The organism is Acinetobacter sp. Tol 5 (assembly GCF_019702905.1).
Lineage (GTDB): Bacteria > Pseudomonadota > Gammaproteobacteria > Pseudomonadales > Moraxellaceae > Acinetobacter > Acinetobacter bereziniae.
Map to the genome: position 1 here is coordinate 23209 of NZ_AP024709.1, position 24782 is coordinate 47990.

A 24782-nucleotide genomic window follows, 5' to 3' on the forward strand; every position below is an offset into this window, starting at 1 on the left:
GTGTTTTATAAGTTTCTAAGTCATAAAATGCTAAAAGCGTGCCATTTTTTATAAAGCGCCCTGAAAAAAATCCAAAGTTGGCACACGCTGTGCATCTAAACGCGTGTAAATGCTTGTTTTTATCGTTTGTTAAATTTTTTGTAGCACGATAGCGCAAAGCATGAATTTTGAAAGAAAATAGCGAATGGATTTAATATATGGCGACTTTATTAGCACCCGATTTTGATATTCCTGCACAATTACAGACACTTACCAATTTGGCAGATGACCGTATTGGTGCAAAAATTATTGAATGTTCAGATGAATTTTTCGCAGAAGCAAAACGTATGCTTCAATTTGACGCGCCAATTTTTGTTGAAGATAAATTCGATGACCATGGTAAATGGATGGATGGTTGGGAAACGCGCCGTAAACGTCACACAGGTTATGACTGGGCAATTATTCAATTGGGCGTAGCTGGGCATATTAAGGCTTTAGATATTGACACTACCTTCTTCACTGGGAATTACCCTGCTTCAGCTTCAGTTGAAGCCTGCTACGCCCCTGATGGCGATCTTGCTCAAGCTGAATGGTTGAACATATTAGAGAACAACGTACTTGGCCCAAGTCAGCATCATGTTTTGCCGATTACAGCTGACCAAGTTTTTACTCATGTGCGTTTAAATATTTTTCCTGATGGTGGTGTTGCTCGTTTTAAAGTGTATGGTGAAGTGAGCGTTCAACAACAAGATCACACTGCAACAATTGATTTAGTTGCTTTAGAAAATGGTGGACGTGTAATTGCTTATAGCGATGCACATTTTGGTCATCCACGTAATCTGATTAACCCAGGTCGCGGAATTAATATGGGTGATGGTTGGGAAACCAAACGTCGTCGTGCACCGGGCTTTGATTGGTGTATTTTGGCTTTGGGTCAAACTGGTGCAATTGAAAAAATTGATATCGATACGGCACACTTTAAAGGCAACTTTCCAGCCCAAGTCTCTATTCAAGCCGTATATGTTAAAGATGCAACTGATCCACAATTAATTCCACAAAGTATGTTCTGGCCGTTTTTGCTTGAAGCACAAGACATGCAAATGGATCATATTCATAGCTTTGTAAACGAAATTTTGCAACATGAAAAGATCTCGCATATTCGCATTAATATGATTCCAGATGGTGGTATCAGCCGTATTCGTTTGTGGGGTAAAACCAAAAGCTAAATTGAAAGCTTGAATACTTTCTACATCGAGAAGGATAAGTACTGTGGTTTTATCCTTCTTCTCCTACACTTGATATAGACAATAAAAGAATTACACATGGTTCAAACAATTCAGCTACAGCCCCTGAGCATTGAAAACTTTGCCCCTTTTGGTGAGGTGATTTGCTGCGGAGGACAGGATTTTTTTCATATCAATGATGCACATACCGAGCGTTATCATGCCCTTGTAACCACTGAAATCTTCGGTGAAGCACATGCAGGTATTAGTATTTTTCGTAATATTAAACAGACAGAAATTCCTTTTTCGGTTTCGATGCTTGAGCGACATCCGAATGGCTCACAAGCTTTTATCCCGATGCAAGGTCAGGCTTTTTTAATTGTGGTGGCACCTGCATTGGATGATCAAACGCCTGATATTTCAAAACTCTGTGCTTTTATTTCAGATGGTACACAAGGTGTTAACTACCATGCAGGTACATGGCATCACCCTCTATTAACTTTAGAGGCGCCAAGTAACTTTGCCGTGGTTGATCGTATTGGTATTGGACATAATTGTGATGTTTATCAGTTTAATGAAGTACTCAATATCGTGGCATAAATTTAAACTATCATTGAAATTGAAACCTCAATTTAAAATTGTCTCAGAAATTAAAAGCCCCATCCGTGGGGCTTTTAAGTCTTGTGCAGTATGTTGTGTAACGATGTACGGTTTTAACGAATCAATTAGAAGTGATATTTCACTAGCGCACTGACGTTATTTTCATCTTTACCTTTAATATTATATTTATTATTCCAAACTGAACCGTACCGGGTTTGTCGGAGACTTTTTTATTTAAGTTAGGCCACCTGACCTAACGGGTTAATCTTATCATAGTACATTGCTTCAAACTCAAAAGGCGATACATAACCCAGTGCACTGTGTACACGCTTTTTATTGAACCAATCTACCCAGTTTAGTGTCGCAAGTTGTACATCTGCTAAACCTTGCCAATCTGCTTTTAAATATTCAATCACCTCTGTTTTGTATAAGCCATTCACCGTTTCAGCCAGAGCATTATCGTATGAATCACCAGTTGTACCGACTGATGCTCGTAAATTTGCAGCTTCTAAACGATTGGTATAGCGAATAGAAAGATATTGCACACCTCTATCGGAATGATGAATCATATTCTTTGGCATGCCTCGATCGTACAATGCTTGCTCAAGTGTATCGAGTACCATATCTGTATTCATCCGTGTAGATACTTTCCATCCAACAATTGCTCGTGAGAACACGTCAATAACAAATGCGGTATATACCCAGCCTGAATGAGTTTGAATATACGTAAAGTCACCCACCCATAGTTGGTTTGGATGATCAGCATTAAAATTACGTTTCACTAAATCATCTGCCCGTTTTTGGTCATCTCGGTTACGGGTGGTTTGTTTATTCTTACCACGCCAAACACCTTGTATACCTAGCTTTTGCATCAATCGAGCAACTGTACAACGTGCAATCACATAGCCTTCACGTTTCAGTTGTTGCCAGACCTTACGCACACCATACCGACCTGAACTTTCCTTCCAAATTCGTTTAATTTGTTCAGCATGATGCTCATCATGTAGATCTCGTTTCGCTCGATGTTCTGGATTGTCAGCGAGATCTAAAGTCCGGTAATAGGTTGAAGCAGCGATCGGTAAAATCCTACAAATCGCCTCAACACCATATCGATCTTTATTGTTAAGGATAAAATCCACCATTATTTGTGTGGGCGGTCGAGCTCCGCCTGGGCGAAAAAAGCGGCTGCTTTACGTAGAATTTCATTGGCACGTTTTAATTCTTTAATTTCACGTTCCATTTGCTTCATTTTTTCTTGGTCAGATACCTGTTGTACTTTGGCGGGATTTTGTTGATCTAAGTATTTTTGATGCCAGGCACGAAATGTTTCAGGAGTACAACCAATCTTAGGCGCAATTGCTGTGATTGCAGCCCAAGTAGAAGGATAATCGGTGGTGTTTCAAAAAGTATGCTGAAACAAAGCAGGTTGAATTTTGATAAAATAGAGAAATGCGAATAACTCTAGAAATCAAATGTCCAACCTGCCTCGGTGACAGTATAAAGAAAAATGGCATCAAAGTAGATGGGAAACAAAACTATCAGTGCAAAGACTGTAAACGTCAGTTTATTGGTGACCATGCTCTGAGCTATCTAGGATGTAATTCAGGCATTACTCGAAAAATATTACAGTTGATGGTCAGAGGTAGTGGTATACGAGATATCGCTGAAGTTGAGCGAATCAGTATCGGTAAAGTTTTACGTACTTTAACCGAATCGACCTACCAAATTCAGCCTAAACAAAGTCATTATGAGTCTCTTGAAGTTGATGAGTTTTGGACTTTTGTGGGAAATAAAAATAATAAACAATGGCTTATTTACGCCTACCATCGAGAAACAGGTGAGATTGTTGCTTATGTTTGGGGTAAAAGAGACTTAGCTACAGTTCAACGATTGAAGACAAAGCTTAAACAATTAGGTATTCACTACACCCGAATTGCAAGTGATCATTGGGACAGTTTCATAACTGCTTTTAAAAACTGCAAGCAAAGTATTGGTAAATTTTTTACTGTAGGTATTGAAGGTAATAATTGCAAAATAAGGCATCGAATTAGGCGTGGTTTTAGAAGGAGTTGTAATTTTTCAAAAAAGATTGAAAACCATTTTAAAGCTTTCGACTTAACCTTTTTTTACATCAATAATGGCTTCATTTAATGTCAGCATACTTTTTGAAACACCACCGGATAATCTTTTTCAGATTCAATCAATAATTGAACCGCTCTTTCTCTAATTTCGGGGGTATAGTTTGGTTTTGTCATCGAGATAGTCTCTCAGAATATTGACTCTCCGACAAACCTGGTACGGTTCAAACTGAATGCTCAACGCCTACATACAGGCGTGTATCTGGGGAAATATGTTGCCCCACATTCCATTTATATTGACTGGTCCAGTTCATCTCACTGGCTGAGCCTTTTTCCGCAGTTGACCAATCCAGAAAAGCATCTGCTAAGAAAGATTCTGAGCCAATTTTAAAAGGTATGGCATAGGTAAGCGTCATTTAATAGTCATCAGCTTTAGTATCATTATTCACTTTATATAAATTTAATTTTGCATATTGAAAATATGGCACATCAAAGTCTAAGCCAATACCATAGAGAAAATTATCCATGTTGCTACCCGCTTCCCAAGTGGTTGCAAGCAATACATCTTTTACAGGGCCAAATTTAAGTTCTTTACCCGTTACAGCGCCTAAACTCAATCGTGGTGATGCTTCAAAATAGGTTTGATCGCCCCTGACGTCATTATGTGTACGGTCGGCAAAAATGAAGAAATCACCATATTTAAGCTTTGACGCGTATTCAAATGTCACAGTGGTTTGTTTGTCTTCTTTTGCAATGAGCTGATAGTCGGTGCCATATAGACCGGTAATGCTGAAGTCTTGCCAGATTGGGGCTGCAAAGATAGAGTTGGCTGAAATAGTGCATAGAATTGCAGCTGAAAGAGGCATAAATTTCATTAAATTGTTTTTCCTAGCGATAAATACGTTCTGAGTAATTTATTTAGCAAAAACAAAGCCAATATTAGATTTTTTAATAAAAAAAGCCCACATTAATGTGAGCTTTTTTTATTTATTTTGAATAGCTTAGTGATGACTATCTATAACAATATTGCTGGTTTTATTCACTTCTTTACTTTTAAAAAAGTTTAGATGGTTAAACACAATATTTAATACGATGGCCATGAGGCACGTTGAACTAATACCTGAATGGAACAGGGTTTGTACCCATTTTGGGAAATTCGCATAGAATGAGTGATCAATAATTGGAATCATACCTGCGGCAATTGCTGTAGCAACAATGATTAGGTTCTTTTGCTCACTATAATCAATTTTAGCTAAAGTACGAATACCACTTGCAGCCACTGTACCAAACAATACCAAACCTGCGCCACCCAATACCGGTACAGGAATTGCAGCAATCAAACGGCCCATAATTGGTAAAATACCCAATACAACTAAAATTAAGCCACCCGCTGCAACAACAAAACGGCTTTTTACACCAGTAATCGCGACCAAGCCTACATTTTGTGCAAAGGCACTTTGCATGAATGAGCCAAATATTGGTGCTGCTGCACTTGAAAGCATATCGGCACGTAGCCCATTGGTAATACGTTCAGCGTCGACTTTGGTACCGACAATTTCACCAACAGCGATAATATCAGCTGTAGTTTCAGTCATAATCACCAATGTCACAATTAGCATGGCAATAATGGCACTCAGTTCAAATGTTGGCATACCAAAGGCAAAGAAACTTGGGAATTGAATCCAATTGCCATTTGCGACTTTTGAGAAATCGCCAAAGCCCATCGCATATGCCAGCACTGTACCTAGCACAATTGCTAATAAGATGGATAAACGACGAATTGTAGCGTTTCGAGTAATATTCAGCACAATGACAATGGCTAAAGTTAGAAAAGCCAAACTAATATTTTCAGCACTGCCCCAATCAGGCGCTTTGCTATTTCCACCCATCATCCAACGTACTGCGACAGGTAGCAATGACAAACCAATCACGGTAATCACGCAGCCGGTCACGATTGGCGGGAAAAAACGAATAATTTTTGAAAAATATGGTGCTAAAAAGAAACCGATTAATGAAGCAACAATAACCGCACCATATACTGCCGAAAGCCCACCACCTGCAGTGACTATGGCAATCATCGTTGCCACACCAGCAAAGGATACGCCTTGAACTAGGGGTAATTTTGCACCGATGTATTTCACACCGACCGTTTGTAAAATCGTGGCTAAACCACCGACAAATAATGCTGCTGCAATTAATAAACCAATTTGTGCAGGTTCAAGTCCTGCGGCTGTACCAATAATCAGTGGCGGCGCAATAATACCGCCATACATCGTCAATACATGTTGTAAGCCATAAGCTAGGCTTTTCCCTGCACCTAAATATTCATGTTCTGGTGAAACTGTTTGATTTTGTTCTGTCATTTTTATATCCCCCGATCCGTTTTATGATGCTGTTTTTAGCTACCGCGATATGTTGAATAGGCAAAAGGGCTAATCAACAAAGGAATATGAAAATGCTGTGAGGCATCTTTTACTAAGAAATGAATCACTGCTTTTGGGAAAAAAGTTTCGGTATTAAGACTTTCAAAATAGTCCGCTGTGGCAAACTCTAAGCTATAGCTACCCGTAGAAAATTCGCTTAAACCAAAGTCGGTCACACGGCCATCTGCATTGGTTTGCCCTTCACCAAGTAACATACCGTCTGCATTGAATAATTTAATCAAGACATTGGCAGCAGGTTTCCCAAGATTTGTATCTAAAATATGTGAGCTGATCATGCACTTAGCTCCTGTTTTAATCTTAATAAGGCAATTTCAGCCAATTGATGATGGACAATACGCTTTTCAGTTTCTGGATTATTCAGCAGACGGTACTGCAATGCTTGTAATACATTTTCACTGCTTAAGCCTGAAGCTTTAATTAAGAAGATATAGCCGTACTTTTTTTCATAAGCGATGTTGCCTTTGAGCAATGCCATTTGTGTTTCTTCCTCGGCTGAAATAGCGGATTGTTCACGGTTGGAAAAATTCTTTTCTAATTCAGAAAGTTCAGCTTGGGCTTTTTTTTCACCAATACGCGGGTGATTATCTAAAGCAGATTTAATTTCTTCCCACGACCATGTACGAGCAGCTTGAGCCGCGTATTCCAAAATACTGTCTAATGATGCATACGGACGCTGACTGAGCAGCTCATTCGCCCAGCTTTCAATTTGCACACAGTGCTTTAAAAATGTTTTTACATCGGCTTCGGATGCTTGATTAAATTCAACAAGTTGCACTATTAAATCGCCTAAAAATATTTAATGTTCGTTCAAAACATGTTTTGCAATATCAATGCCAATCCCTTATTTCTTAGACAAATTGCTTTTTATAGGCACAAAAAAAGAGGCGCTAAGCCCATTGCTGTCCCACAATTTTTCACAAGAGGAAGCTCATTTGAGCTTCCTCTTGTTTTATGGGTATTTTATCGGGTGAAAATAAAGCTTTTAAAGTTCTTCTTTCAAACAAATTCACTTGAATTATTCTGAGTAAACGTTGAACTGTCCAACCTGTTTTTCCTAAATGTCGAGCGAAACTCACCAATAAATAGGCGATCATCGCAATCCAGATTTGTGTCTGAATTGCGTTCCTGCTGCGGCCTAGAAACGCTTTTAATTTGAGATTCTGCTTAATCGCCTTAAAGAACAGCTCAACTTTCCAACGATCTTTATAAATCGCCGCAATGGTGGAGGCGGCTAAATGAAAGTTATTGCTGAGAAAGCTAAAGTGCTTGCCACTTTGCTGATCTCTATATTCAATTCTTCTTAACACTGGGGCTTTTCTTTTTAGGGCATGTGCGCTATTCAGCTGAATGGTTTCATCTTTTAGAATACCTTTGGATTCAAGCACTGGATGTTGCTGGATCACCTGATACACAGATTTAGGCCTAAAACGTGTGACAAATCCAATGTTTTGAGCAGTCAGATTTGCATACCATTGGTAATCGACATAGCCTTTATCAAAAACTACAATGCTGCCAGCAGGAAACTGGAATTTGCGGCCTTGTACCATGTCATTTTCTTTGCCATTTTCAACTGCAACAAACTCAGGAATATCATTGCTGTGATTCAATCCTATACTGAGTTTCATGCTGGCTTTTGAGTCGTGAACTTTGGCCCATTCACATAAAGAAAGCGACAGGTCAATATGACTGGCATCCAAGGAATACAAGGGATTCTTAAAGCGAAATTTATGAGCTACTTTTGAGTGTTCATAGTATTTAAGCAACTTGTAAAATAGCTGTTGATACAAGGCAGCAGGCTGCTGCTCATTGATTCGTGCCAGCGTGCTTCGGGGAATAGACTTTGCTCCGAGATGACTCAGCTTTTCCTGTTGGCACTCCAAATTGGATTGAATATCTCTCAGACTTTGCCTACAAGAGAATTGAGACATCAATATGGCAATAAACTGATCCCACCGGGAAGCCGCTCTAAATTTCTGTCCAACATGGTGTACTTTAGCAAGTTGTTCAAAATCCTGTCGCACAACAGGTTTAATTAGCTCATGAAATACGGTATTCTGATGTGACAAAACCTGAATCCTGGTCGTTAAAGTGTTTGTTTGCACTCATATTTTAACTGTTAGGACTCAGGTTTTTTTATTTAAAGCAAACTATGGGACAGCAGTGGCGCTAAGCCTCTCTTTCTTCTTTATTTTTTTTATTACGGTGCATGGTGTTTTATCCAATGTTCTGCAATATCGGCACGACGACAAACCCATACTTTTTCATGCGATTGCACATAATCTAAGAATCTTTGTAGTGCTTTAAAGCGTCCTGGTCGCCCTAAAATACGACAGTGCATACCAATAGATAGCATTTTTGGCGCAGTTTCACCTTCGGCATATAACACATCAAAGGCATCTTTAAGGTATTGATAAAATTGCTCACCACTATTAAAACCACCCGGCGAGCAAAACTTCATATCATTACTTTCAAGTGTATATGGAATGATTAAATGCGGACGTGTTGCACCATCTACATTCGTCACTGTGCTCCAAAATGGTAAGTCATCGCCATAATAGTCACAGTCATATTGAATCTGAGGAAATTCAGCAAGTAATTTTCGAGTATTCGGGCTATCACGTCCGGTATACCAACCGATTGGTGTTTTACCAAATAGCGTTTCAAGCACGCTAATAGCTTGATCCATATGTTGGCGTTCTTGTTCGATTGGCATATCTTGATAATGCAACCAACGTTGACCATGCGATACGACATCATAATTGGCTGCTTTAATCGCTTCCACAATGTAAGGATTGCGTGCCAAAGCCATACCCACACCGAAAATGGTCATGGGGAGTTGGCGTTTTTTAAACTCTTGGTGAATGCGCCAAAAGCCCGCTCGTGAGCCATATTCGTACATGGAATCCATCGACATGTGTTTGTCTGGAAAACTGGCCGCGCCAATAATATCTGACAAAAACTGTTCTGAACCTGCATCACCATGTTCTACATGGTTTTCACCGCCTTCTTCATAGTTCAATACAAACTGAACCGCGACACGAGCACCATTTGGCCATTCCACTTTGGGTGGTTCTCCATGATAGCCAATCAGATCTCTGGAATAGTCTTGTTGTTGAATCTGGTCTATCAGATCTTGCCCACGTAAATATGTTGCTGTCACATCCACTTCCTAATTTGTTATATCAAACAGTCAAAAAATAGAATGAATTAAGCAATTAGTGCGCCAAAACTTAGTATACAAGTTTTATTTCCTTTCTAAAGGAACGACAACTGATGACGCGTGCATATTGAGCATCTAACTTTATAAATTTAATATCTAAAAAATATTTTTTCTTTGGACTGTCTAATGAATACAAAACATAAAAAAATTATTAATATTTTTACTTTAGAATTTTTTCTTTCATTTTTTAGTACATTAGACTTCCGTCATAAATCAAAAAACGTACAATTTATTTGATCTTAAATTAATCAGCAAAATTATTTAATTCAAGAGAGGCTTTGTTGCACAAACATTCAAAAGCTAAACTTCTTCCAAGTTATCTAAATTTAAGTGGCAACTTGGGTGTGAGGTCGGCCTAAATCTGTAAATTTATTTAATACGGCCACACGTGCATGAATCTCATTGACTTGGCTTTGAAAGTTTATCGCCTAATAATTTGATGCAATGCATCTTGGTTTCTATCAGACTTCTGCGATGATAGCCTGACCAATTTTTCCATATTGTTCTTCCTAAACGTTTAACTGTTCGAAGTAATTCATTTCGCTCTAGCGAGCTGGTCTTTGTATCTTTCCAAGGTTTCGCATTTTTTCTTGGCGGAATCACCGCATGTGCTTGTCGGTCTGCAATTACTTGACGGCATTGCTTGGTGTCATAAGCCCCATCAGTATAGACAGAGTCAATCTGCTCATCTTGTGGAATCTGATCGAGTAAATCACCAAGCACTTGTGAATCACTCACATTATTTGTAGTGAGTTGAATAGCGCGTATTTGAAGGGTTTCAGCATCTATACCAATATGAAGTTTACGCCATTGGCGACGATATTCAGGTTGGTGTTTCTTACGCTTCCATTCACCTTCGCCTAGAAACTTTAAGCCAGTAGAATCGACGAGTAGCTGCAGTCCATTACTGCTTTTTTGATAGTTAATTGCAATATCAATATGCTTTTGTCTTCTGCAGATGGTGGAATAGTCTGGTGCTGTCCAATCTAATCTACAAAGATGAATGTGTGTGATTCATAGACATCATTTCAATATAATTGGTGTCTATGAACAGAGAAATTCAACAAAGACTCGTATGGGTTAAATTATTTGGACATTTCAACTGCTTGAAAGGGAACCTGCCTTAAATGAATTAGCAGAAATTAAAAAATATTTTCTTTCAATCTTTCCAGATAGTGTTTATCAATTAGCCTAAGTTGTTTTTAAAATTAATTTATTAAATAAAAAGCACTAAATCAAAGAAAGCTTTATTTAAAAATACCTATTAATTCAAAAACATACCATTTACTGAATATATGAAGCATAAGTTCCTGCTCTATCACTCACTCGTACTAAAATTACATCGCTCTTTTTACTGATACTAAACAATTTATGTCCACGCCACGTTCTGCGGCTTCGAGGGCTAGTTTTTGTTGAACCACTGAGAACAAGGACAACAAACTGCCTACTATATTTTCCCGGAGAGTGGTGTAGGAACTTTTTCATTATTGCTAATCATATCAGCGACAACATCAGCAACGAGCTCCTCTATTCCTGAGAATGCTTTAGACTGATCCGCATCAAGCCAAGACAATGATGGAAACTCAGCACACAACCCAACATACTCATTATCTTCTGCTGACCATGTAACACGGCAAGTATATTGTTTACTATCCATTTGAAACCCCATAATGTTTTAAGTCTATGTATAAAAGTACGATTTTCACTTAGCAGTACTTAAATAATCACCCCACCACTGCATCATTTCAGTCCGCTGGGCTAAATAGTCAGCGTGATTATAGCTGGCACGGGTACGGTTCTTATCAATATGTGAAAGTTGTGCCTCAATCCAGTTATCCTGGAACAAACCTGAGTCATTCAAAATGGTACTAAAAGTGGAACGTAGTCCATGAGAGGATAATTGATGTTTTCCATAGCCCATCTTACGTATAGCCATATTTAATGTATTAAAATGAATCGGTTGATTATGTTTCCGTGGGCTAGCAAAAATGTACTTTTCACCGTATGACCATTGCATGACGTCTTTTAAAATATCTAAAGCCTGATCTGAAAGTGGAACTAAGAAGTCGGGAATCTCATGGCCTAATATGACTTTTCGTCGAAACTGTTTAATATGCAAGGCAGGTATTTTCCAGATTTTTTCATTTAAATCAAAATGATGAGGCTCAGCCAATAACAATTCAGCCCCTCGCACGCCAGTATGTAATTTGAACAGCAGTGCTTTTTTAATAATCGGATGGGCATCCAATTTTTGTAATTTATACTTAAAATCAGATATATCCTCCGCTTTCAAATACGGATAATTTTTCTTGATTTTACTGTTAATGGCGATTTTATTTAAACCATGCGCGATGTTGAATTCACAATAACCCATCGCTACAGCGTAGTCATAAATTTGGTTCAAATAACTACAAGCTTTCTTGACAGGTTCTTTTACTTGGCGTCCCTCTATTTTTTTGATTACTGAAACCAGGTCATAACGCTTGATGTTTTGAAAAGGTAGATCCTGAAGGTCTGGATAAATATCTTGCTGTAAGCATCTTTCTGCTAACTGTAGTACACCACAGCGGGGTGAATCATTAAATGCATTTTTCAGTTTGAACTGCAGCCACTCCTCCCCTACCTTACGAAAGGTGATGACATTAGAGACAGTATCATGCTCAAAACAATAATTATTGTCTTTAAAGTCATCTTTGACTTGTCGTGCCTTTTTCAGCGATAAATCAGGATAAAGCCCCAACTGAATGCGGCGACGTTTTTTTGTTTGTGGATCTGTATAGCGATAGCACCAAGATTTTCTTCCAGTCGGCTCAATCTTCAGGCTAAGTCCATCTTCATCGGATAAAAAACAAGTTTTTTCCTTGCAATGAGCTTGGCGAACTTTAATTTCAGTAAGACTCATGAAATTTAAATGAAACCTATCAGCGGATTGACGAGATCCATTATATCAAAATAGAAGAAAATATATATGATGCGTACACTACGCATCATATATATTTGTAATATATTGTTTTATATATTTAATATTTTAAGTATTTGTATTTTAGTAACCATTATAAGTACCACCTCTTCTTTAAGTTCCCAACAACTCACTTTTTCTGTCATCAATGTTAAATAAGTCTTGTGCTTTAAATTCTTAGATGACCTCCTCTACCCTTTATTATCATTTTTATAAAAGTAACTATATGTACTCATTAAAATTTGTAGAGCTCAAAAACAAAAAAGACCGCTATATAGCAGTCTTTTAACTTAATTAAATAATAATTAATTCATTTTCATCATAAGTGCATAAGCATCACGTTTGTTTTGACGCAATGATTCTATCTCGGACTTCGTCAGCTGTTTTACGAGAGTTGAGGATATACTTTGCTTCCCACTCTGTGAGCCTTTCGAAATCGTACCCGTAAATCGATTTCCACCATGCTTCAAGATTACCATATACATCCCTCAATTGCTGAAGAGTATCTTTACTTAGAGCTAATTGTGATGAGTATTGTTTACCCGTCAGTGCATATGCTCCAATAACTTTATTCGTCCCAGTTGTTTCAATATGACCTTTTAATGCTGCAAAAGTACCACCTTGGGTCTGGGTATCATCAACAATAATAACACATTTATCATTGTTTATTGTCCCATCAAATGCTGGTGGGTTGGCTAATCTATGCCACCCATCACCGCCAGTTCTTGATACTTTTATAGCTTGAACTATATTCGTATCAACTTCAAGCCCAAGTTTCTTTGCTATAACTGCTGAAGTAGCTAAAGGAATCATATTACGACCGACTGCTTCCTCAGCATGTACAGGTACTATAATAGTTTCCCGACCATCGATAATTCTTTCTAGTTCAGCAATCGCCTCATCCGAAACTAAATCTTTAGCTAAAATATACGCACTTTCAACATCCCCTGCTTTAGCAGCTTCATACATGTAATGAGAGGTTGCATCTCCAAGACCACGGTCAATAACCGTTTTAGGAAACATATTCCAATCTGTGCGATATAACTTCATATTTTTAAATAAGTTTTAATGATGGCTAGCATTAAATTTTACACTAAATTTACCGCTAGCATCTCTTGGATATTATTTTTCGTATCAGGCAGCACTCTCAAAAGCCGTTTGTTTGGACAGTCCCCATGATCATACACGAGGCAGCTTCAAATACTTATGGGCCCATCCTATCCAGTTGTATCTTCTTGCATCACATGAATATTGTATACTCATTTTGACTACTTGAAAATTATGGAACAACGTCAATAAAAACAATAACTCTAGAGTCTTTAGTCGACATTCCTAAAAAGGTAAATTCAACATTTCTTTCCATATCATTTCTTTGTGTCTCTGGATGAACAAAAGAAACATAGCTTATTTCAAAGAATCGGGCTAGGGTTTTTATGCCAATGATTTTGTTCTCTTCATTAGCAATTAAAACATCTAATTCCAGATCAAACTCTTCTAATTATTTAATTAAATCTTTAACTTTCATTTTACTATCAACCTCTATGAATTATTTAAAAAATTAGCACAATGAAACTTGTGAAAAAAATGGATTTGAACAAAATTTTTTAGCAAAAAAAGCATAGCAACCAGAAAAATCTTTCCAGCAATCAACAAAAATATCCCCGTGTGCTTCCAGTTTACAACATTTTGACTACCACACTGCCCACACTAGTAATAATAGCCTTTGATACGGCCACCGCATTCAGGACAATTTTTATGATTAATGAATAAGTTACTCAACGTCTCTTCTCCAAAATTCTTATTATCAAGTTGTAAGTGAAGATAGCACACATTTATAAAAAAGACATTCGCTACTTTAGGATAACTTTTAAGATGAATTTAAATCTCCTTGATGAAGAATCAATCCAACCTTCTGAACCCACGCCATGTGATTTTTTCAAAGGTGAAAATGCTATCAAAAAAGCTAAACAGTTAGGATTACCTGATCTCGAGTTAGTCAGAAACGCAATTATGATCGGTGATGCTGACTATAGAACAAATACTCACTATAACCGTGCACGCTTTATTGCACGATGGGGAAAAATTGGAGAACAGATTGCTTTACTGCTTCGACAATCTGATCCTGCTTGGATATTCCACAATGACAGCCAGCCAAGAATTGAGAATACAGTAAAGAAAATACAAATTATCTTTATGAGCGGGAATATTGCATTGGGGTTAGCTGATCAAGTTGTATCAGCACACTGTGAAAAAGGATTAATGACATTAAATAATATTAAGGAGAATCAGTCTGCTTATGATGATGAGACAAAATTGAGAACATGGATTTTATACTTTCCTTCAGCATCACATCCAGCCTATAAAGACATTGATATCCCAAATATTCCTTTTGAATTTGCATACCCAACTAGCTTCGTACAGGACTTAAAAGCGAAAAAAATTTCAATTTTACCAAGTGACCATACTTGCAGAATTGCATTTGAAATAGATAATACAGTTCCTGTAAAAACTGATCCTAAGCCAGTATTGGAACCATCTAATGAAATTAAACCAGATGATTTTGATATTCAGCTTGTAGTTTAATCTGAGGTTAATGTGTTTAATAAAGATCGTTTACGTATTGCTAAAGAATTACGAGGACTTAGCAATACCGATTTCGCAGAAAAATTGAGTTGCTCTATCTCTAAGGTAAAGCAACTTTTAGACGTGGATAAAGAAATCAATGAAAATGATCAAGATGATATATGCCGTGTATTAAATTTACCCAAGTCATTCTTTGCAGGTAATGACACACAACCACATGAAACAGACCAAATCTTCTATAGATCGGTTGCTCGTATTAAAGCACAGCATAGAAAAGCTAATGAGGCATATACTCTTTTAGCAATAAATATTAACAAGTACTTAAATCAGAAAGTAAAGTTACCTACTTTTCACCGTCCTGATTTAGATATTACTGAGTTTTTGGGTGAATCTAAGTATGCCGATCACCTAGCGTCAGAGTTGAGAGGTTTATGGGCTTTAGGTAATCAACCTATTAATAACATTGTTTCGTTGTGTGAGCTAAAGGGAATCCGTGTCTTTAGATTACCGACTGAAATTCGAGAAATTGATGCACTATCTTTTTTTGATGATGAAAGTGGTAGCCCTTTCATATTTCTAAATACATTTAAGTCTGCCGAAAGAGCCCGCTTCGATTGTGCACACGAACTTGGTCATATCGTTATGCATACGCATAACAAAAAAATTCGTGTCGAGAAAGATAATCGTGTTCTCGAAACTGAAGCGGATCAATTTTCATCTGAATTTTTAATGCCAACAGATGCATTTCTTTCTACTGCTCCACGCTATTTTTCACTAGAAAATATGATTGAGTATAAAAAGATTTGGCGAACATCCCTGAAGGCTATTAACTATAAAGCTCACAAGCTGGGATTAGTTAGTGATTGGGTTAATCGTAGTAACTCTATAAAGATCAATTCGTTGGGCTACAACATTAATGAACCTGAAGAAACTCATCGAGATGAGAGTTTGATGTTGCCCAAAATTATCTCTGTTTTAGCCTCACAACCATCTTTTGATAAAAATAAAATGCTTGATGAAATTGGAATCTCTGAAGAAGATTTTAATCAATTAACATTTGATGCTTTAGCTAAAGTTGAGCCCCCGAAGAAAAAACATAAGTTATATATTGTCGAGTAATACAAACCTTCCTTAAAAATAATGCGCCTTACGGCGCACTATTTATGCAAAATCCTGATTAATTTTTTTATGACTTCACGCCCAACGTAGTTTTGCATCCCATAAGTCATACTTTAACTGAAAATGTAACTTGCCCCATCATGACTTTTTTCATATAGCCTACTTGAACTGACACCATAAATCCCATGTGTTCCATAAAGCATCGTATACAATTTCAGATAAATTCTTTAGTTATGTGATCAGGCTATGTGCTCAAATTACCTATTTCCAAATAAAAGAAATTTGACACTCTTAGGTGTCGATACAAGCCAGTTTGATCTTGAGCTTAAGGATCATGTATTCCCTTCCTATCATGCTCCAATCATTCTGAACGGCTCAGATCACTTAGAGCTTGATATTGCAAAGTTTGGATTACTACCGAGCTGGGCGAAAGAATTGAAGTTCAGCAGTCATACTTATAACGCCAGAACTGAGTCTGTAGCAGATAAGCCTAGCTTTCGACATGCTTGGAAGTACAGCAAGTTCTGCCTAGTCCCAGTACAAGAATTTTATGAGCCGAAATACATCAATGGCAAGCCACACTGGTACACCATCAAGCGTAAAGATGATCAGCCTTTTACTGTTGCAGGGATCTATGATGATGCAGTGATTAATGGCAATAAGGTACGTTCCTTTTCAATGTTGACCATCAATTCGGACCATCACCCTTTTATGAAACAATTCCATGCACCGAAGGATGAGAAGCGATCCATCATCGTTATTCCAGAACAGTACAGAAAAGACTGGCTAACAGCCGATCATGAACATGCGCATGAATATTTCTTTCAAATGCCCGATGAATTCGTCACATTTCCACGCGATGAGCAGAAACAAAACGTCTTATTCTGACGCATCCTTGTTTATCCACAACTTTTTAAATTTGAATTTTAAACGCTGTTAGTAATATCCTATTTAAACAAATTCTACTTCCAAACACGCCTCGTAGCGTAGGAGTATCTCATGTCTAAGAAGTTGCCTATTTACTTCTCTGACGACGCATGGTCATCTTTACAAGAGCTCATGGGTCCAGAGGGTAAACCAAGTCCTACCATCAACACCGTGCTTGAACAAATCGCTGTTCAAAATGAGCTTGTTGAAAAATTAGGGCTTACTGCTGTCCTACCCAAATCCAAAGTATCTATTCCCGTCTCTTTAGAGCGTATTCCTGCAGGTCCGGCCTTCAGCACCAAGGATGAGCAAGACAAAGCACTCGATCTGAATGAGTTCCTGATTCACAACCCTATTTCTACTTTTATTGCCTATGTAGACAGTGAATCCATGCTCGATGCTGGCCTAGAGATTAATGATCCAATCATTATTGATCGCAGTATTGAAGCCAAGCATTACGATATCGTGGTTGCCCTGATTGATGACAATGCCTCGACCATTAAGCGGCTGATGATCACCAATAAGATGTCCAAGTCTGAAATCAAAGAAATATTTGGAGATGAAGATTATCCGCTTCCAGAACTTTGGTTGAAGGCTGAAAATTCGAATTACAATCACATCATTCCTGATGATAGTCAGACCATATCAATCTGGGGTGTGGTGACTTTTAATTTAAAGCGTATTTATCACCGCTCATAAAAAGAAGAATAACCATGCAAAGTGAAAATGAAATATTCGCGTTAGTCGACGTGAATAATTGCTACGTCTCGTGTGAGCGTGTGTTTAATCCTGCCTTGAATGATCGCCCAACCATTGTGCTCAGCAACAATGACGGCTGTGCCGTGGCCAGAAGCCAGGAAGCGAAAGACTTAGGCATCAAGATGGGTGTTCCTGTATTCCAAATTAAAGAGCTGATCAAACAACATAACATTCAGGTGCTATCCAGTAATTTCTCCTTATATGGCGAAATGTCCAAGCGCTTTATGGAGCTGCTTGGGGACTATGTTGCACCAGGAGATCAAGAGGTCTATTCCATTGATGAATGCTTTCTGAGGCTCACAGCTTACGAGCATCTATTTGACCTGACTGTATATGCTCAAGACATGAGGGCTAAGGCTTGGCGTTGGTTAGGCCTACCCTGCTGTATTGGAATTGGTCGCTCTAAAACCGAAGCCAAGATTGCCAATCATCTCGCCAAGAAAAACAAGTTCTTCAATGGGGTCTGTAATCTGGCCCATATGGACCCATGCTCTACAGAAACGCTACTCGCGCAGGTTGATGTGTCTGAGGTTTGGGGCGTAGGCAGACAGAACTGTAAGAAGCTCAATACTATGGGTGTTCAATCTGTGCTGGATCTGATCAATGCCAATCCTAAAGAAATCAAAAAGCAGTTTAGTATCGTGATGGAAAAGACGGTGCTTGAGCTACAGGGCCTTTCTTGTATTGACCTTAGTGATGATACTGTAGCGAAGAAGCAAATCATCAGCAGCCGTTCATATGGCAACCCAGTGTATGAAATGGATGACATTAAAGCTTCGGTTCGGCTTTATGTGGCCAGAGCCGTGAAACGAATGCGGGAAGATGGCTCAATCTGCAAGATGATCGGCGTGTATATCCAAACCAGTCGCTTTGATAAGACAGAGCGCTACTCGCCTTACATCGTCGTTCAAATGCATGAGCATACGGATGATCTACTGCTCATCACCAAGGCCGCGATGAAAGGCATCGATCAGATATTTAAGAAAGGCTTTAAGTATAAAAAGGCGGGAATTGTGCTGCTCGAAATTACAGATCAATCCAAGTTTGTGCCCGATCTATTCACGGACTATTCACATAAGCAAGAGCGAGAAAGGCTTTCAGATGCCATCGAAGCCATCAGTGAACGGTTTGGGAAGAATCTCGTCACGCTAGGCATTGCCAACAATAAAGAAGCCACATGGCACATGAATCAAAACCTTAGATCACCTTCGTATTTAACCAAATGGTCTGACTTACCAAGAGTAGGATAAAAACATGCACTTATTTAAATTAACTGACGAACAACTCGCACAAATTCTTATCCCGAAACGATTTGTACCACCTACTCCACCTGAACATGAAGGCAAGAATATGGTCTATGTATTTGATAGTGAGGATAAGTTTGAACTGACTTATGATGAGCTGGTGGAAATCATTAGCAAAGCTAGAATGGCTGGTCCGAAGTTGATACCTGTCTTAGGCACCGTGAATTAAATTGTGCAGTGTTCGCACGCCACTTGAAACATAACTTGATTGGAAATGAATTTGGGCTGAGAAAAATTCAGTTCAAATTTAACCTGACGGGCACACTAAAAAATGGGTAATTGTCAGATCGAGTTTGGACTAAAACACTTTAGCTCATCGATTTACCATACCGCTAATCTTCACACCATTTTCGTAAATCCAGCGATCAAACTGTGATACTACATTCCGCTTATTAATCCAAGTCAGCATGGTGCTTTTCATAAAGGCAGTTTACTTATAAACAGGGAAATTTCTAAACAATTCCCCTTTAACATGCTTAGGCTATTTGATCCAGAGTTCATCTTCTAGCATGATTTTTAACATTTTGTGGATTTTCTTTCTATCTGCTCTCTCAAAGCTTTCGAGTCATATCCCTTATCAGCGCTAAGAAGATCGGTATTTTTCATAAATTAAGCCAAAAAACCCGCCATGTAGACGGGTGGTTGCTCTCTTAAGATATTAATCGTGTAGTGCTAATTCTGCACTTTTTGCCAAAAAGGCAGATCGACTTTAATGCTGTCTTTTTGCAACAGCATCAATATGTTTGACCAAAGACTCTGACATACTGACATTGATACGGACTGATTTTGCTTGTACCAATATCAATCAACAACCAGAACCCATCTTGAAATCGCTCATCACCCAACCATTGTTCAGGGCTTGATGGTTTTGGTAATTTCGAATCCTCACCATCAAAATGAAGCTCTACAGCCTCTTGCGCCATGCGTTGAATATCTTGCATTTCATCTGCTGCACTAAAACACCCTTCAAAGTCAGGAAAAGTTAAGCCGTATGCAGTATCTTCATCTTTATGAACATATACTGGATATAACATATTTACCTCCACTCCCAACCAGCCTGTTTATAAATATTGCGTAAAGTGCCAATCGGCATGTCTTTCCTCGGGTGAGGAACTACAACATGACCAGATTTTACAGGATGCTTTTATTTCTCATGCTCCGCCTTTATCTCCCACTTTATACCAGCCTTCCTGCTCTAGAGAATTAATAATGTCTTTGCTATTCATTGTGTAATTATACGCAACACTATAAAGTGGCGTTAGAATGTTGCCATATTTGTCAAGAAAGTTTGTCTCCGACAAACTCAGTACGGTTCACTTTATTAAGTGCAGAAAAGCAAAAAACTTTACTGCGTAAAGCTACAATGGGCAGTATTTCAATGATAATTTTATATAGTGGTTTTTTATTTATTACCGTTTTTGTGATTCTTAACGAAGGAATAAAGCGATTATAGGCACATAGACTTTGTAAATTGAAATATCAAGACTAACAAGAAATTCAAATTGATTACTAATAGAGCGCCTCACGGCGCCCTATCTTTTAGAAAAACGTATCTGCCGATACATTAAACCGCTCAGACAATGCCTTAATATGACGAATATTCAGTTGGCGTTTACCACTTAAAATCTCAGAAATCACAGATTGGGTTGCAACCTCTGCTAAGTCAGACTGACCTAAACCATGTTGCTCCATCAAAAAAGCCAAAGCAGCGCGACCATCCCCTTTAGGCATAGGAAGATGCTCATTTTCATAATCAGAAACCAAATCACCAAGCTGAAGAATAAGCCCCATTAAAGGATGAGACTCATCATCACCAACGGTATCTAAAAGTTCATCTAAAGCTTCAACAAGTGTATGAAAGTCGTCTTCATTTTCTGGCTTGCTGAGCAATGGTGCAACGTAGTGCCAGTGGTCTACGGCCTGTTTAATCATCGCGTTCATACTAACCTTCCTTCCAATGACCTTTGTCATATTCTTTATGGGACAAGACATGACGGATATACACACGTTTCGCCTGATACATCACGACTGCAATAAGTCGGATCTTGTTCCCGCCAATATCGAACACATGGAACTTTCCAACTTTATCGACCGCTGGAAAGAGCTGCTTCATCTCAGCAAAATCTTTCGGATCGTTTGCCTTTATGGTTCGATACCAACCATCTAATGCCGTTTCAGCCTGTGGCCACTTGTGCATTGCTGTTATAATTCGAGCGTGGGTGATCACATGCATAACATTTTATCGCATTTTGCTATAAATCAAGTATAAACCAATTATCGCATTTTGCAATATTGAGGGGCTAGGATGAATAAAGCGCCAAACGGCGCTTTATTCATTATCAGAATTCACTTAATCTGATGACCTTAAAAATGCCTGTTCATTGATCTGACTTTTCCCCGTCAATGACTTGATTTAAATCATGCTTTTCATCACAAAGGTTTCAGACAATTTAAGCAACCTGTTGATTTATTTTGATCTCTTCCAATGCTTTTACCAATTTAGTTAAGTTCTGCTCTGGATCTAGCCACCAATCAACTGTCCACACTGATAATACCTGCCAGCCTAACCCATTTAATACTGTTGGTCTGAGCTGATCACGGTCTCTTGCTGTAGCTGCTTTTGCATAATTTTCACCATCGACTAGAATACCTACAATATAGCTATCTGTATGCAAGTCATCTTTAATAGCTAGATCTACACAGCTATCGCCCTGTGAATAGCCACCGATTTTGTAGACACCTTTTAGTTAGATAAAATGGCTAATTAACGAGGTGCTTATGAGCAGTAAACGATACCCTAAAGAATTCAAAATTGAAGCAGTAAAACAAGTCACTGAGAAAGGTCATAGTGTGGCTGAAGTTGCTACACGTTTAGGAACCACTACACATAGTCTGTATGCTTGGATCAAACGTTATGATCCACAGCAGCCCAAGACAACAGAATCTAGTGATCCAACTACAGAATTAGCGAAATTAAAAAAAGAGCTGCAAAGGGTCACTGAAGAAAGGGACATATTAAAAAAGGCCGCGGTGTACTTCGCAAGCCAGTCCAAATGAGGTACGCCTTTATTCGGGACAACCAACATATATGGTCTGTTCGTCGTTTATGTTCAACGTTAGATGTTCATCACAGTGGTTATTACGCCTGGTTAAAGAAACCTACCAGTATAACTGCGAGGAAGCGGCAACAGCTTTCAGGATTAATTAAACAGTTCTGGTTGGAATCTGGCGGAGTCTACGGTTATCGCAAGATTCATTGTGATTTGAAAGACGTTGGCGAAAGTTGCGGTATCAATCGAGTACATCGACTCATGAAGGCGAATGGTCTCAAGTCACAGCGTGGCTATCGCAAACCTAGAGCTAATGTTAGTACTCCATCGATTGTGGCTCGAAATACTTTAGACAGACAGTTTAACCCCACCCAGCCCAACCAGTTGTGGGTGACTGACATCACTTATATTCGCACTCATGAAGGATGGCTGTATCTTGCAGTAGTAATCGACCTATTCTCACGGCTAGTCGTTGGCTGGTCTATGAAGTCGAGAATCACAACAGATCTGGTTTTAGATGCTCTATTGATGGCTTTGTGGCGAAGAAGCCCAAAGAACAAAGTCCTGATTCATTCTGATCAAGGTAGCCAATACACCAGTCATGAATGGCAGACATTTCTCAAGCATCACAACCTTGAAAGCAGTATGAGCCGGCGTGGAAACTGCCATGATAATGCTGTTGCTGAGAGCTTCTTTCAGCTGTTAAAGCGAGAGAGGATCAAGAAGAAAATCTATGTGACAAGAACTGAAGCAAGGTCGGATATCTTTGAATATATAGAGATGTTCTATAACTCAAAACGCAGACATGGTTCCAATGGTCAGCGTTCTCCATTAGATTATGAAAAGGCCCATCAAAAGATGGTTATGTGTGTCTAGAATTTTGGTGGCTATTCACTGACCTATTCCGGGGTCCACGCTCCAACCTTTTTCTTGAAGCTTATTCTGTAAGTACTGTACAAATTCTTTTTTTAGTCTGCTGTTTGTTTTGATCAACATAATTTAAATGCAACTGACCACTACGAGCAAAAACTAATAAGTCTTTTAAAGGCACTGTTGCAAATAGAGATTTGAGTCGATGATGTTCCCTTTAAAAAGTACTTAGAGACCGAAAACCCTGTTGATTAGACACACTTCACCCTGAGGCTGACCATAATAAAATGACGATGCTTGTCCTTTACGTAGTGCACGCATGACTTCAATACCTTTAATTGTGGCATAAGCCGTCTTCATAGATTTGAATCCTAATGTGGCCCTGATGATCCGCTTTAGCTTGCCATGATCACATTCAATCACGTTATTTTTATACTTAATCTGCCTGTGCTCAAGGTCTGGTGGACATTTACCTTCCCGTTTTAACCGTGATAAAGCACGTCCATATGTGGGTGCTTTATCCGTGTTGATCACTTGTGGAATTTGCCACTTCTTCACATTATTTAAAATTTTTCCAAGAAAACAATATGCTGATTTGGTATTACGTCTAGAAGAAAGATAAAAATCAATGGTATCGCCACGTTGATCGACTGCACGATACAGATAAGACCATCGTCCATTCACTTTTACATAGGTTTCATCAATATGCCACGAGCTCAGATCTGTAGGATTACGCCAATACCAGCGTAAACGTTTTTCTATTTCAGGAGCATAACGTTGAACCCAACGGTAAATAGTCGTGTGATCAACATTCACACCCCGTTCGGCCAGCATTTCCTGCAGTTCGCGATAGCTAATGCCATATTTACAATACCAGCGCACAGCCCAAAGAATGATTTCGCCCTGAAAATGCCGACCATGGAAAGGATTCATATGCTGCACCTTTAGCTAAAACAGTCTTCAGCTTACCATTCGTGGTTATTTGCAACAGTGCCATCATAAGTGGGGTCGTCTCAGGAAACGGAAAATATAGCACGCTAAGGATTTTCACTCCGACTTCTTTTAACGATATCCAACACGGTATTTTTGCTTAGATTGACCAGCCGACCGACTTGTCGATAAGAGTGTCCAGCAGACACCAACTCCAACACTTTAGGTGCCAGACGATCTGACTTGGTACGTTGACCAGGACGACGACCAAACACAACGCCCCGCGCTTGTGCCGCTGCTACACCAGAGCGCACACGTTCACGTAGTAAATCTCCCTCAAACTCTGCTAATGCAGACATCACAGAAGCCATGAGCTTTCCCTGAGATGTGGAAAGGTCAAACTGCAAACCTGTTTGTGCCACCAGAGATACCCCGAAATGCCCAAGATCTTGTAATGACTGTACGAGATCCACGGTGCTTCTGCCCCAGCGTGTCAATTCCGTCACCAAGATGGCATCGATTTCACGAGATTGCGCCATGGTCATCAAGTATTTTCTTTGCAATCTCTCATCCTTACTGCCTGATGCAGTTTCTTTCCAAACACCGACAACATCGTAGCCGCAACGATTGGCGTAGGCACGTAGGTCATATTCCTGTCGTTCGCAGGACTGATCGTTCGTTGATACTCGGCAATAAATGGCCGCATTCTGTCCCAATTGAACCTCCTTGCGAAATTG

At 38.9% G+C, this 24782-nt stretch carries 24 protein-coding genes, 6 pseudogenes and 1 other annotated feature; of the genes and pseudogenes, 10 read left to right on the plus strand and 20 right to left on the minus strand.

All coding sequences use genetic code 11. The features are described from left to right. The first annotated feature begins 197 nt into the window (after positions 1-197). Both alc and TOL5_RS21855 read left to right on the plus strand, forming a co-directional pair. Positions 198-1205 (plus strand): allantoicase, encoded by a 1008-nt coding sequence (gene alc, locus TOL5_RS21850; RefSeq protein WP_000212598.1) that lies wholly within the window; start codon positions 198-200, stop codon positions 1203-1205. Between the two features lie 96 nt (positions 1206-1301). Next, positions 1302-1802, plus strand: a complete 501-nt coding sequence (locus TOL5_RS21855) for an ureidoglycolate lyase (protein WP_000250866.1) — start codon at positions 1302-1304, stop codon at positions 1800-1802. 125 nt (positions 1803-1927) lie between these two features. Here TOL5_RS21855 and TOL5_RS21860 read toward each other — a convergent pair. After that, positions 1928-2005 (minus strand): annotated as a pseudogene (locus tag TOL5_RS21860) (ion channel protein Tsx); the annotation flags it as partial. A 36-nt stretch (positions 2006-2041) separates the two neighbouring features. Then, a pseudogene (locus tag TOL5_RS21865) lies at positions 2042-3192 on the minus strand (IS3 family transposase); the annotation flags it as partial. Then, positions 2870-2986: a sequence feature (AL1L pseudoknot), on the minus strand. It overlaps the preceding pseudogene by 117 nt. Positions 3193-3251: 59 nt before the next feature. Here TOL5_RS21865 and TOL5_RS21870 point away from each other — a divergent pair. Next, entirely contained in the window at positions 3252-3953 is a 702-nt protein-coding gene (locus TOL5_RS21870) for an IS1-like element ISPa14 family transposase (RefSeq protein ID WP_005157712.1), read from the plus strand. 154 nt (positions 3954-4107) lie between these two features. On the opposite strand, the pseudogene TOL5_RS21875 reads toward TOL5_RS21870, so the two are convergent. From TOL5_RS21875 to TOL5_RS21920, 10 genes and pseudogenes are all read right to left on the minus strand, one after another. Further along, a pseudogene (locus tag TOL5_RS21875) lies at positions 4108-4755 on the minus strand (outer membrane protein OmpK); the annotation flags it as partial. Between the two features lie 126 nt (positions 4756-4881). Further along, positions 4882-6243, minus strand: coding sequence for a nucleobase:cation symporter-2 family protein (locus TOL5_RS21880; RefSeq protein ID WP_000139429.1), 1362 nt, complete (start codon positions 6241-6243; stop codon positions 4882-4884). Between the two features lie 35 nt (positions 6244-6278). After that, positions 6279-6599 carry a hydroxyisourate hydrolase gene (gene uraH / locus TOL5_RS21885; protein WP_000625767.1) on the minus strand — a complete coding sequence of 107 codons (321 nt, stop codon included), beginning with the start codon at positions 6597-6599 and terminating at the stop codon, positions 6279-6281. Further along, positions 6596-7099 (minus strand): 2-oxo-4-hydroxy-4-carboxy-5-ureidoimidazoline decarboxylase, encoded by a 504-nt coding sequence (gene uraD / locus TOL5_RS21890; protein WP_199980975.1) that lies wholly within the window; start codon positions 7097-7099, stop codon positions 6596-6598. Before uraD ends, uraH begins: the two co-directional genes overlap by 4 nt. Before the next feature lie 139 nt (positions 7100-7238). Continuing rightward, the gene (locus tag TOL5_RS21895) at positions 7239-8390 is read right to left on the minus strand and encodes an IS4-like element ISAbe18 family transposase (protein WP_005176703.1); all 1152 of its coding nucleotides are present in this window, start codon (positions 8388-8390) and stop codon (positions 7239-7241) included. Between the two features lie 131 nt (positions 8391-8521). Continuing rightward, positions 8522-9484: an allantoinase PuuE gene (puuE, locus tag TOL5_RS21900; protein ID WP_000127611.1), complete on the minus strand. Its 963-nt coding sequence runs from the start codon at positions 9482-9484 to the stop codon at positions 8522-8524. A gap of 386 nt (positions 9485-9870) precedes the next feature. Beyond that, positions 9871-10549, minus strand: a pseudogene (locus TOL5_RS21905) (IS5 family transposase); the annotation flags it as partial. Between the two features lie 442 nt (positions 10550-10991). After that, on the minus strand, positions 10992-11213 hold the full coding sequence (locus TOL5_RS21910) for a hypothetical protein (RefSeq protein ID WP_005403786.1): 222 nt from the start codon (positions 11211-11213) through the stop codon (positions 10992-10994). Between the two features lie 33 nt (positions 11214-11246). Next, a complete protein-coding gene (locus tag TOL5_RS21915) occupies positions 11247-12446 on the minus strand; it encodes a tyrosine-type recombinase/integrase (RefSeq protein WP_004778094.1) in 1200 nt (399 codons plus the stop codon). A gap of 393 nt (positions 12447-12839) precedes the next feature. Beyond that, a complete protein-coding gene (locus TOL5_RS21920; RefSeq protein WP_199980926.1) occupies positions 12840-13553 on the minus strand; it encodes a phosphoribosyltransferase in 714 nt (237 codons plus the stop codon). Between the two features lie 822 nt (positions 13554-14375). Here TOL5_RS21920 and TOL5_RS21925 point away from each other — a divergent pair. The 6 genes from TOL5_RS21925 to TOL5_RS21950 all read left to right on the plus strand — a co-directional run bounded on the left by TOL5_RS21925 (position 14376) and on the right by TOL5_RS21950 (position 19364). After that, positions 14376-15086 (plus strand): hypothetical protein, encoded by a 711-nt coding sequence (locus TOL5_RS21925; protein WP_001052588.1) that lies wholly within the window; start codon positions 14376-14378, stop codon positions 15084-15086. Positions 15087-15098: 12 nt separating this feature from the next. Continuing rightward, entirely contained in the window at positions 15099-16205 is a 1107-nt protein-coding gene (locus TOL5_RS21930) for an ImmA/IrrE family metallo-endopeptidase (protein WP_000482094.1), read from the plus strand. Between the two features lie 246 nt (positions 16206-16451). Beyond that, a complete protein-coding gene (locus tag TOL5_RS21935; protein ID WP_002046584.1) occupies positions 16452-17093 on the plus strand; it encodes an SOS response-associated peptidase in 642 nt (213 codons plus the stop codon). Positions 17094-17204: 111 nt separating this feature from the next. Then, a complete protein-coding gene (locus TOL5_RS21940; protein ID WP_000038641.1) occupies positions 17205-17831 on the plus strand; it encodes a LexA family protein in 627 nt (208 codons plus the stop codon). Between the two features lie 14 nt (positions 17832-17845). Then, positions 17846-19141, plus strand: coding sequence for a Y-family DNA polymerase (locus TOL5_RS21945; protein ID WP_199980927.1), 1296 nt, complete (start codon positions 17846-17848; stop codon positions 19139-19141). A 4-nt stretch (positions 19142-19145) separates the two neighbouring features. Continuing rightward, positions 19146-19364 carry a hypothetical protein gene (locus TOL5_RS21950; protein WP_000550047.1) on the plus strand — a complete coding sequence of 73 codons (219 nt, stop codon included), beginning with the start codon at positions 19146-19148 and terminating at the stop codon, positions 19362-19364. Positions 19365-19508: 144 nt separating this feature from the next. Here TOL5_RS21950 and TOL5_RS22750 read toward each other — a convergent pair whose 3' ends face one another. The 6 genes and pseudogenes from TOL5_RS22750 to TOL5_RS21980 form a co-directional block, all read right to left on the minus strand. Beyond that, positions 19509-19616 (minus strand): hypothetical protein, encoded by a 108-nt coding sequence (locus TOL5_RS22750; RefSeq protein WP_372551473.1) that lies wholly within the window; start codon positions 19614-19616, stop codon positions 19509-19511. 313 nt (positions 19617-19929) lie between these two features. Then, positions 19930-20229 (minus strand): type II toxin-antitoxin system HicB family antitoxin, encoded by a 300-nt coding sequence (locus tag TOL5_RS21960; RefSeq protein WP_199980928.1) that lies wholly within the window; start codon positions 20227-20229, stop codon positions 19930-19932. 2 nt (positions 20230-20231) lie between these two features. Then, positions 20232-20421 (minus strand): annotated as a pseudogene (locus tag TOL5_RS21965) (type II toxin-antitoxin system HicA family toxin). Positions 20422-20734: 313 nt separating this feature from the next. Next, entirely contained in the window at positions 20735-21136 is a 402-nt protein-coding gene (locus tag TOL5_RS21970) for a helix-turn-helix domain-containing protein (protein ID WP_120384583.1), read from the minus strand. Between the two features lies 1 nt (position 21137). Continuing rightward, positions 21138-21428, minus strand: a complete 291-nt coding sequence (locus tag TOL5_RS21975; RefSeq protein ID WP_120384582.1) for a type II toxin-antitoxin system HigB family toxin — start codon at positions 21426-21428, stop codon at positions 21138-21140. A gap of 217 nt (positions 21429-21645) precedes the next feature. Continuing rightward, a pseudogene (locus tag TOL5_RS21980) lies at positions 21646-21918 on the minus strand (hypothetical protein); the annotation flags it as partial. Between the two features lie 55 nt (positions 21919-21973). On the opposite strand from TOL5_RS21980, the gene TOL5_RS21985 reads away from it, so the two are divergent. Beyond that, a protein-coding gene (locus tag TOL5_RS21985; protein WP_199980929.1) for an IS3 family transposase occupies positions 21974-23121 on the plus strand; the annotation gives its coding sequence in 2 pieces (ribosomal slippage) (positions 21974-22220 and positions 22220-23121; 1149 coding nt in all). A 222-nt stretch (positions 23122-23343) separates the two neighbouring features. Here TOL5_RS21985 and TOL5_RS21990 read toward each other — a convergent pair. Both TOL5_RS21990 and TOL5_RS21995 read right to left on the minus strand, forming a co-directional pair. Further along, positions 23344-24048 (minus strand): IS6-like element IS1006 family transposase, encoded by a 705-nt coding sequence (locus TOL5_RS21990; protein WP_001067784.1) that lies wholly within the window; start codon positions 24046-24048, stop codon positions 23344-23346. 104 nt (positions 24049-24152) lie between these two features. Further along, entirely contained in the window at positions 24153-24761 is a 609-nt protein-coding gene (locus TOL5_RS21995) for a recombinase family protein (RefSeq protein WP_004726718.1), read from the minus strand. Between the last annotated feature and the right edge of the window lie 21 nt (positions 24762-24782).

What these genes read in the sequence shown, in the direction of transcription:
- TOL5_RS21975 (WP_120384582.1), bottom strand. Translation starts at nt 21,428, where the DNA reads ATGCATGTGATCACCCACGCTCGAATTATAACAGCAATGCACAAGTGG.
- TOL5_RS21910 (WP_005403786.1), bottom strand. Translation starts at nt 11,213, where the DNA reads ATGGGGTTTCAAATGGATAGTAAACAATATACTTGCCGTGTTACATGG.
- TOL5_RS21970 (WP_120384583.1), bottom strand. Translation starts at nt 21,136, where the DNA reads ATGAACGCGATGATTAAACAGGCCGTAGACCACTGGCACTACGTTGCA.
- TOL5_RS21940 (WP_000038641.1), top strand. Translation starts at nt 17,205, where the DNA reads ATGTCTAAGAAGTTGCCTATTTACTTCTCTGACGACGCATGGTCATCT.
- alc (WP_000212598.1), top strand. Translation starts at nt 198, where the DNA reads ATGGCGACTTTATTAGCACCCGATTTTGATATTCCTGCACAATTACAG.
- TOL5_RS22750 (WP_372551473.1), bottom strand. Translation starts at nt 19,616, where the DNA reads ATGAAAAGCACCATGCTGACTTGGATTAATAAGCGGAATGTAGTATCA.
- TOL5_RS21915 (WP_004778094.1), bottom strand. Translation starts at nt 12,446, where the DNA reads ATGAGTCTTACTGAAATTAAAGTTCGCCAAGCTCATTGCAAGGAAAAA.
- TOL5_RS21870 (WP_005157712.1), top strand. Translation starts at nt 3,252, where the DNA reads ATGCGAATAACTCTAGAAATCAAATGTCCAACCTGCCTCGGTGACAGT.
- uraH (WP_000625767.1), bottom strand. Translation starts at nt 6,599, where the DNA reads ATGATCAGCTCACATATTTTAGATACAAATCTTGGGAAACCTGCTGCC.
- TOL5_RS21990 (WP_001067784.1), bottom strand. Translation starts at nt 24,048, where the DNA reads ATGAATCCTTTCCATGGTCGGCATTTTCAGGGCGAAATCATTCTTTGG.
- TOL5_RS21935 (WP_002046584.1), top strand. Translation starts at nt 16,452, where the DNA reads ATGTGCTCAAATTACCTATTTCCAAATAAAAGAAATTTGACACTCTTA.
- TOL5_RS21960 (WP_199980928.1), bottom strand. Translation starts at nt 20,229, where the DNA reads ATGTTATATCCAGTATATGTTCATAAAGATGAAGATACTGCATACGGC.
- TOL5_RS21855 (WP_000250866.1), top strand. Translation starts at nt 1,302, where the DNA reads ATGGTTCAAACAATTCAGCTACAGCCCCTGAGCATTGAAAACTTTGCC.
- TOL5_RS21920 (WP_199980926.1), bottom strand. Translation starts at nt 13,553, where the DNA reads ATGAAGTTATATCGCACAGATTGGAATATGTTTCCTAAAACGGTTATT.
- TOL5_RS21945 (WP_199980927.1), top strand. Translation starts at nt 17,846, where the DNA reads ATGCAAAGTGAAAATGAAATATTCGCGTTAGTCGACGTGAATAATTGC.
- TOL5_RS21925 (WP_001052588.1), top strand. Translation starts at nt 14,376, where the DNA reads ATGAATTTAAATCTCCTTGATGAAGAATCAATCCAACCTTCTGAACCC.
- TOL5_RS21950 (WP_000550047.1), top strand. Translation starts at nt 19,146, where the DNA reads ATGCACTTATTTAAATTAACTGACGAACAACTCGCACAAATTCTTATC.
- TOL5_RS21880 (WP_000139429.1), bottom strand. Translation starts at nt 6,243, where the DNA reads ATGACAGAACAAAATCAAACAGTTTCACCAGAACATGAATATTTAGGT.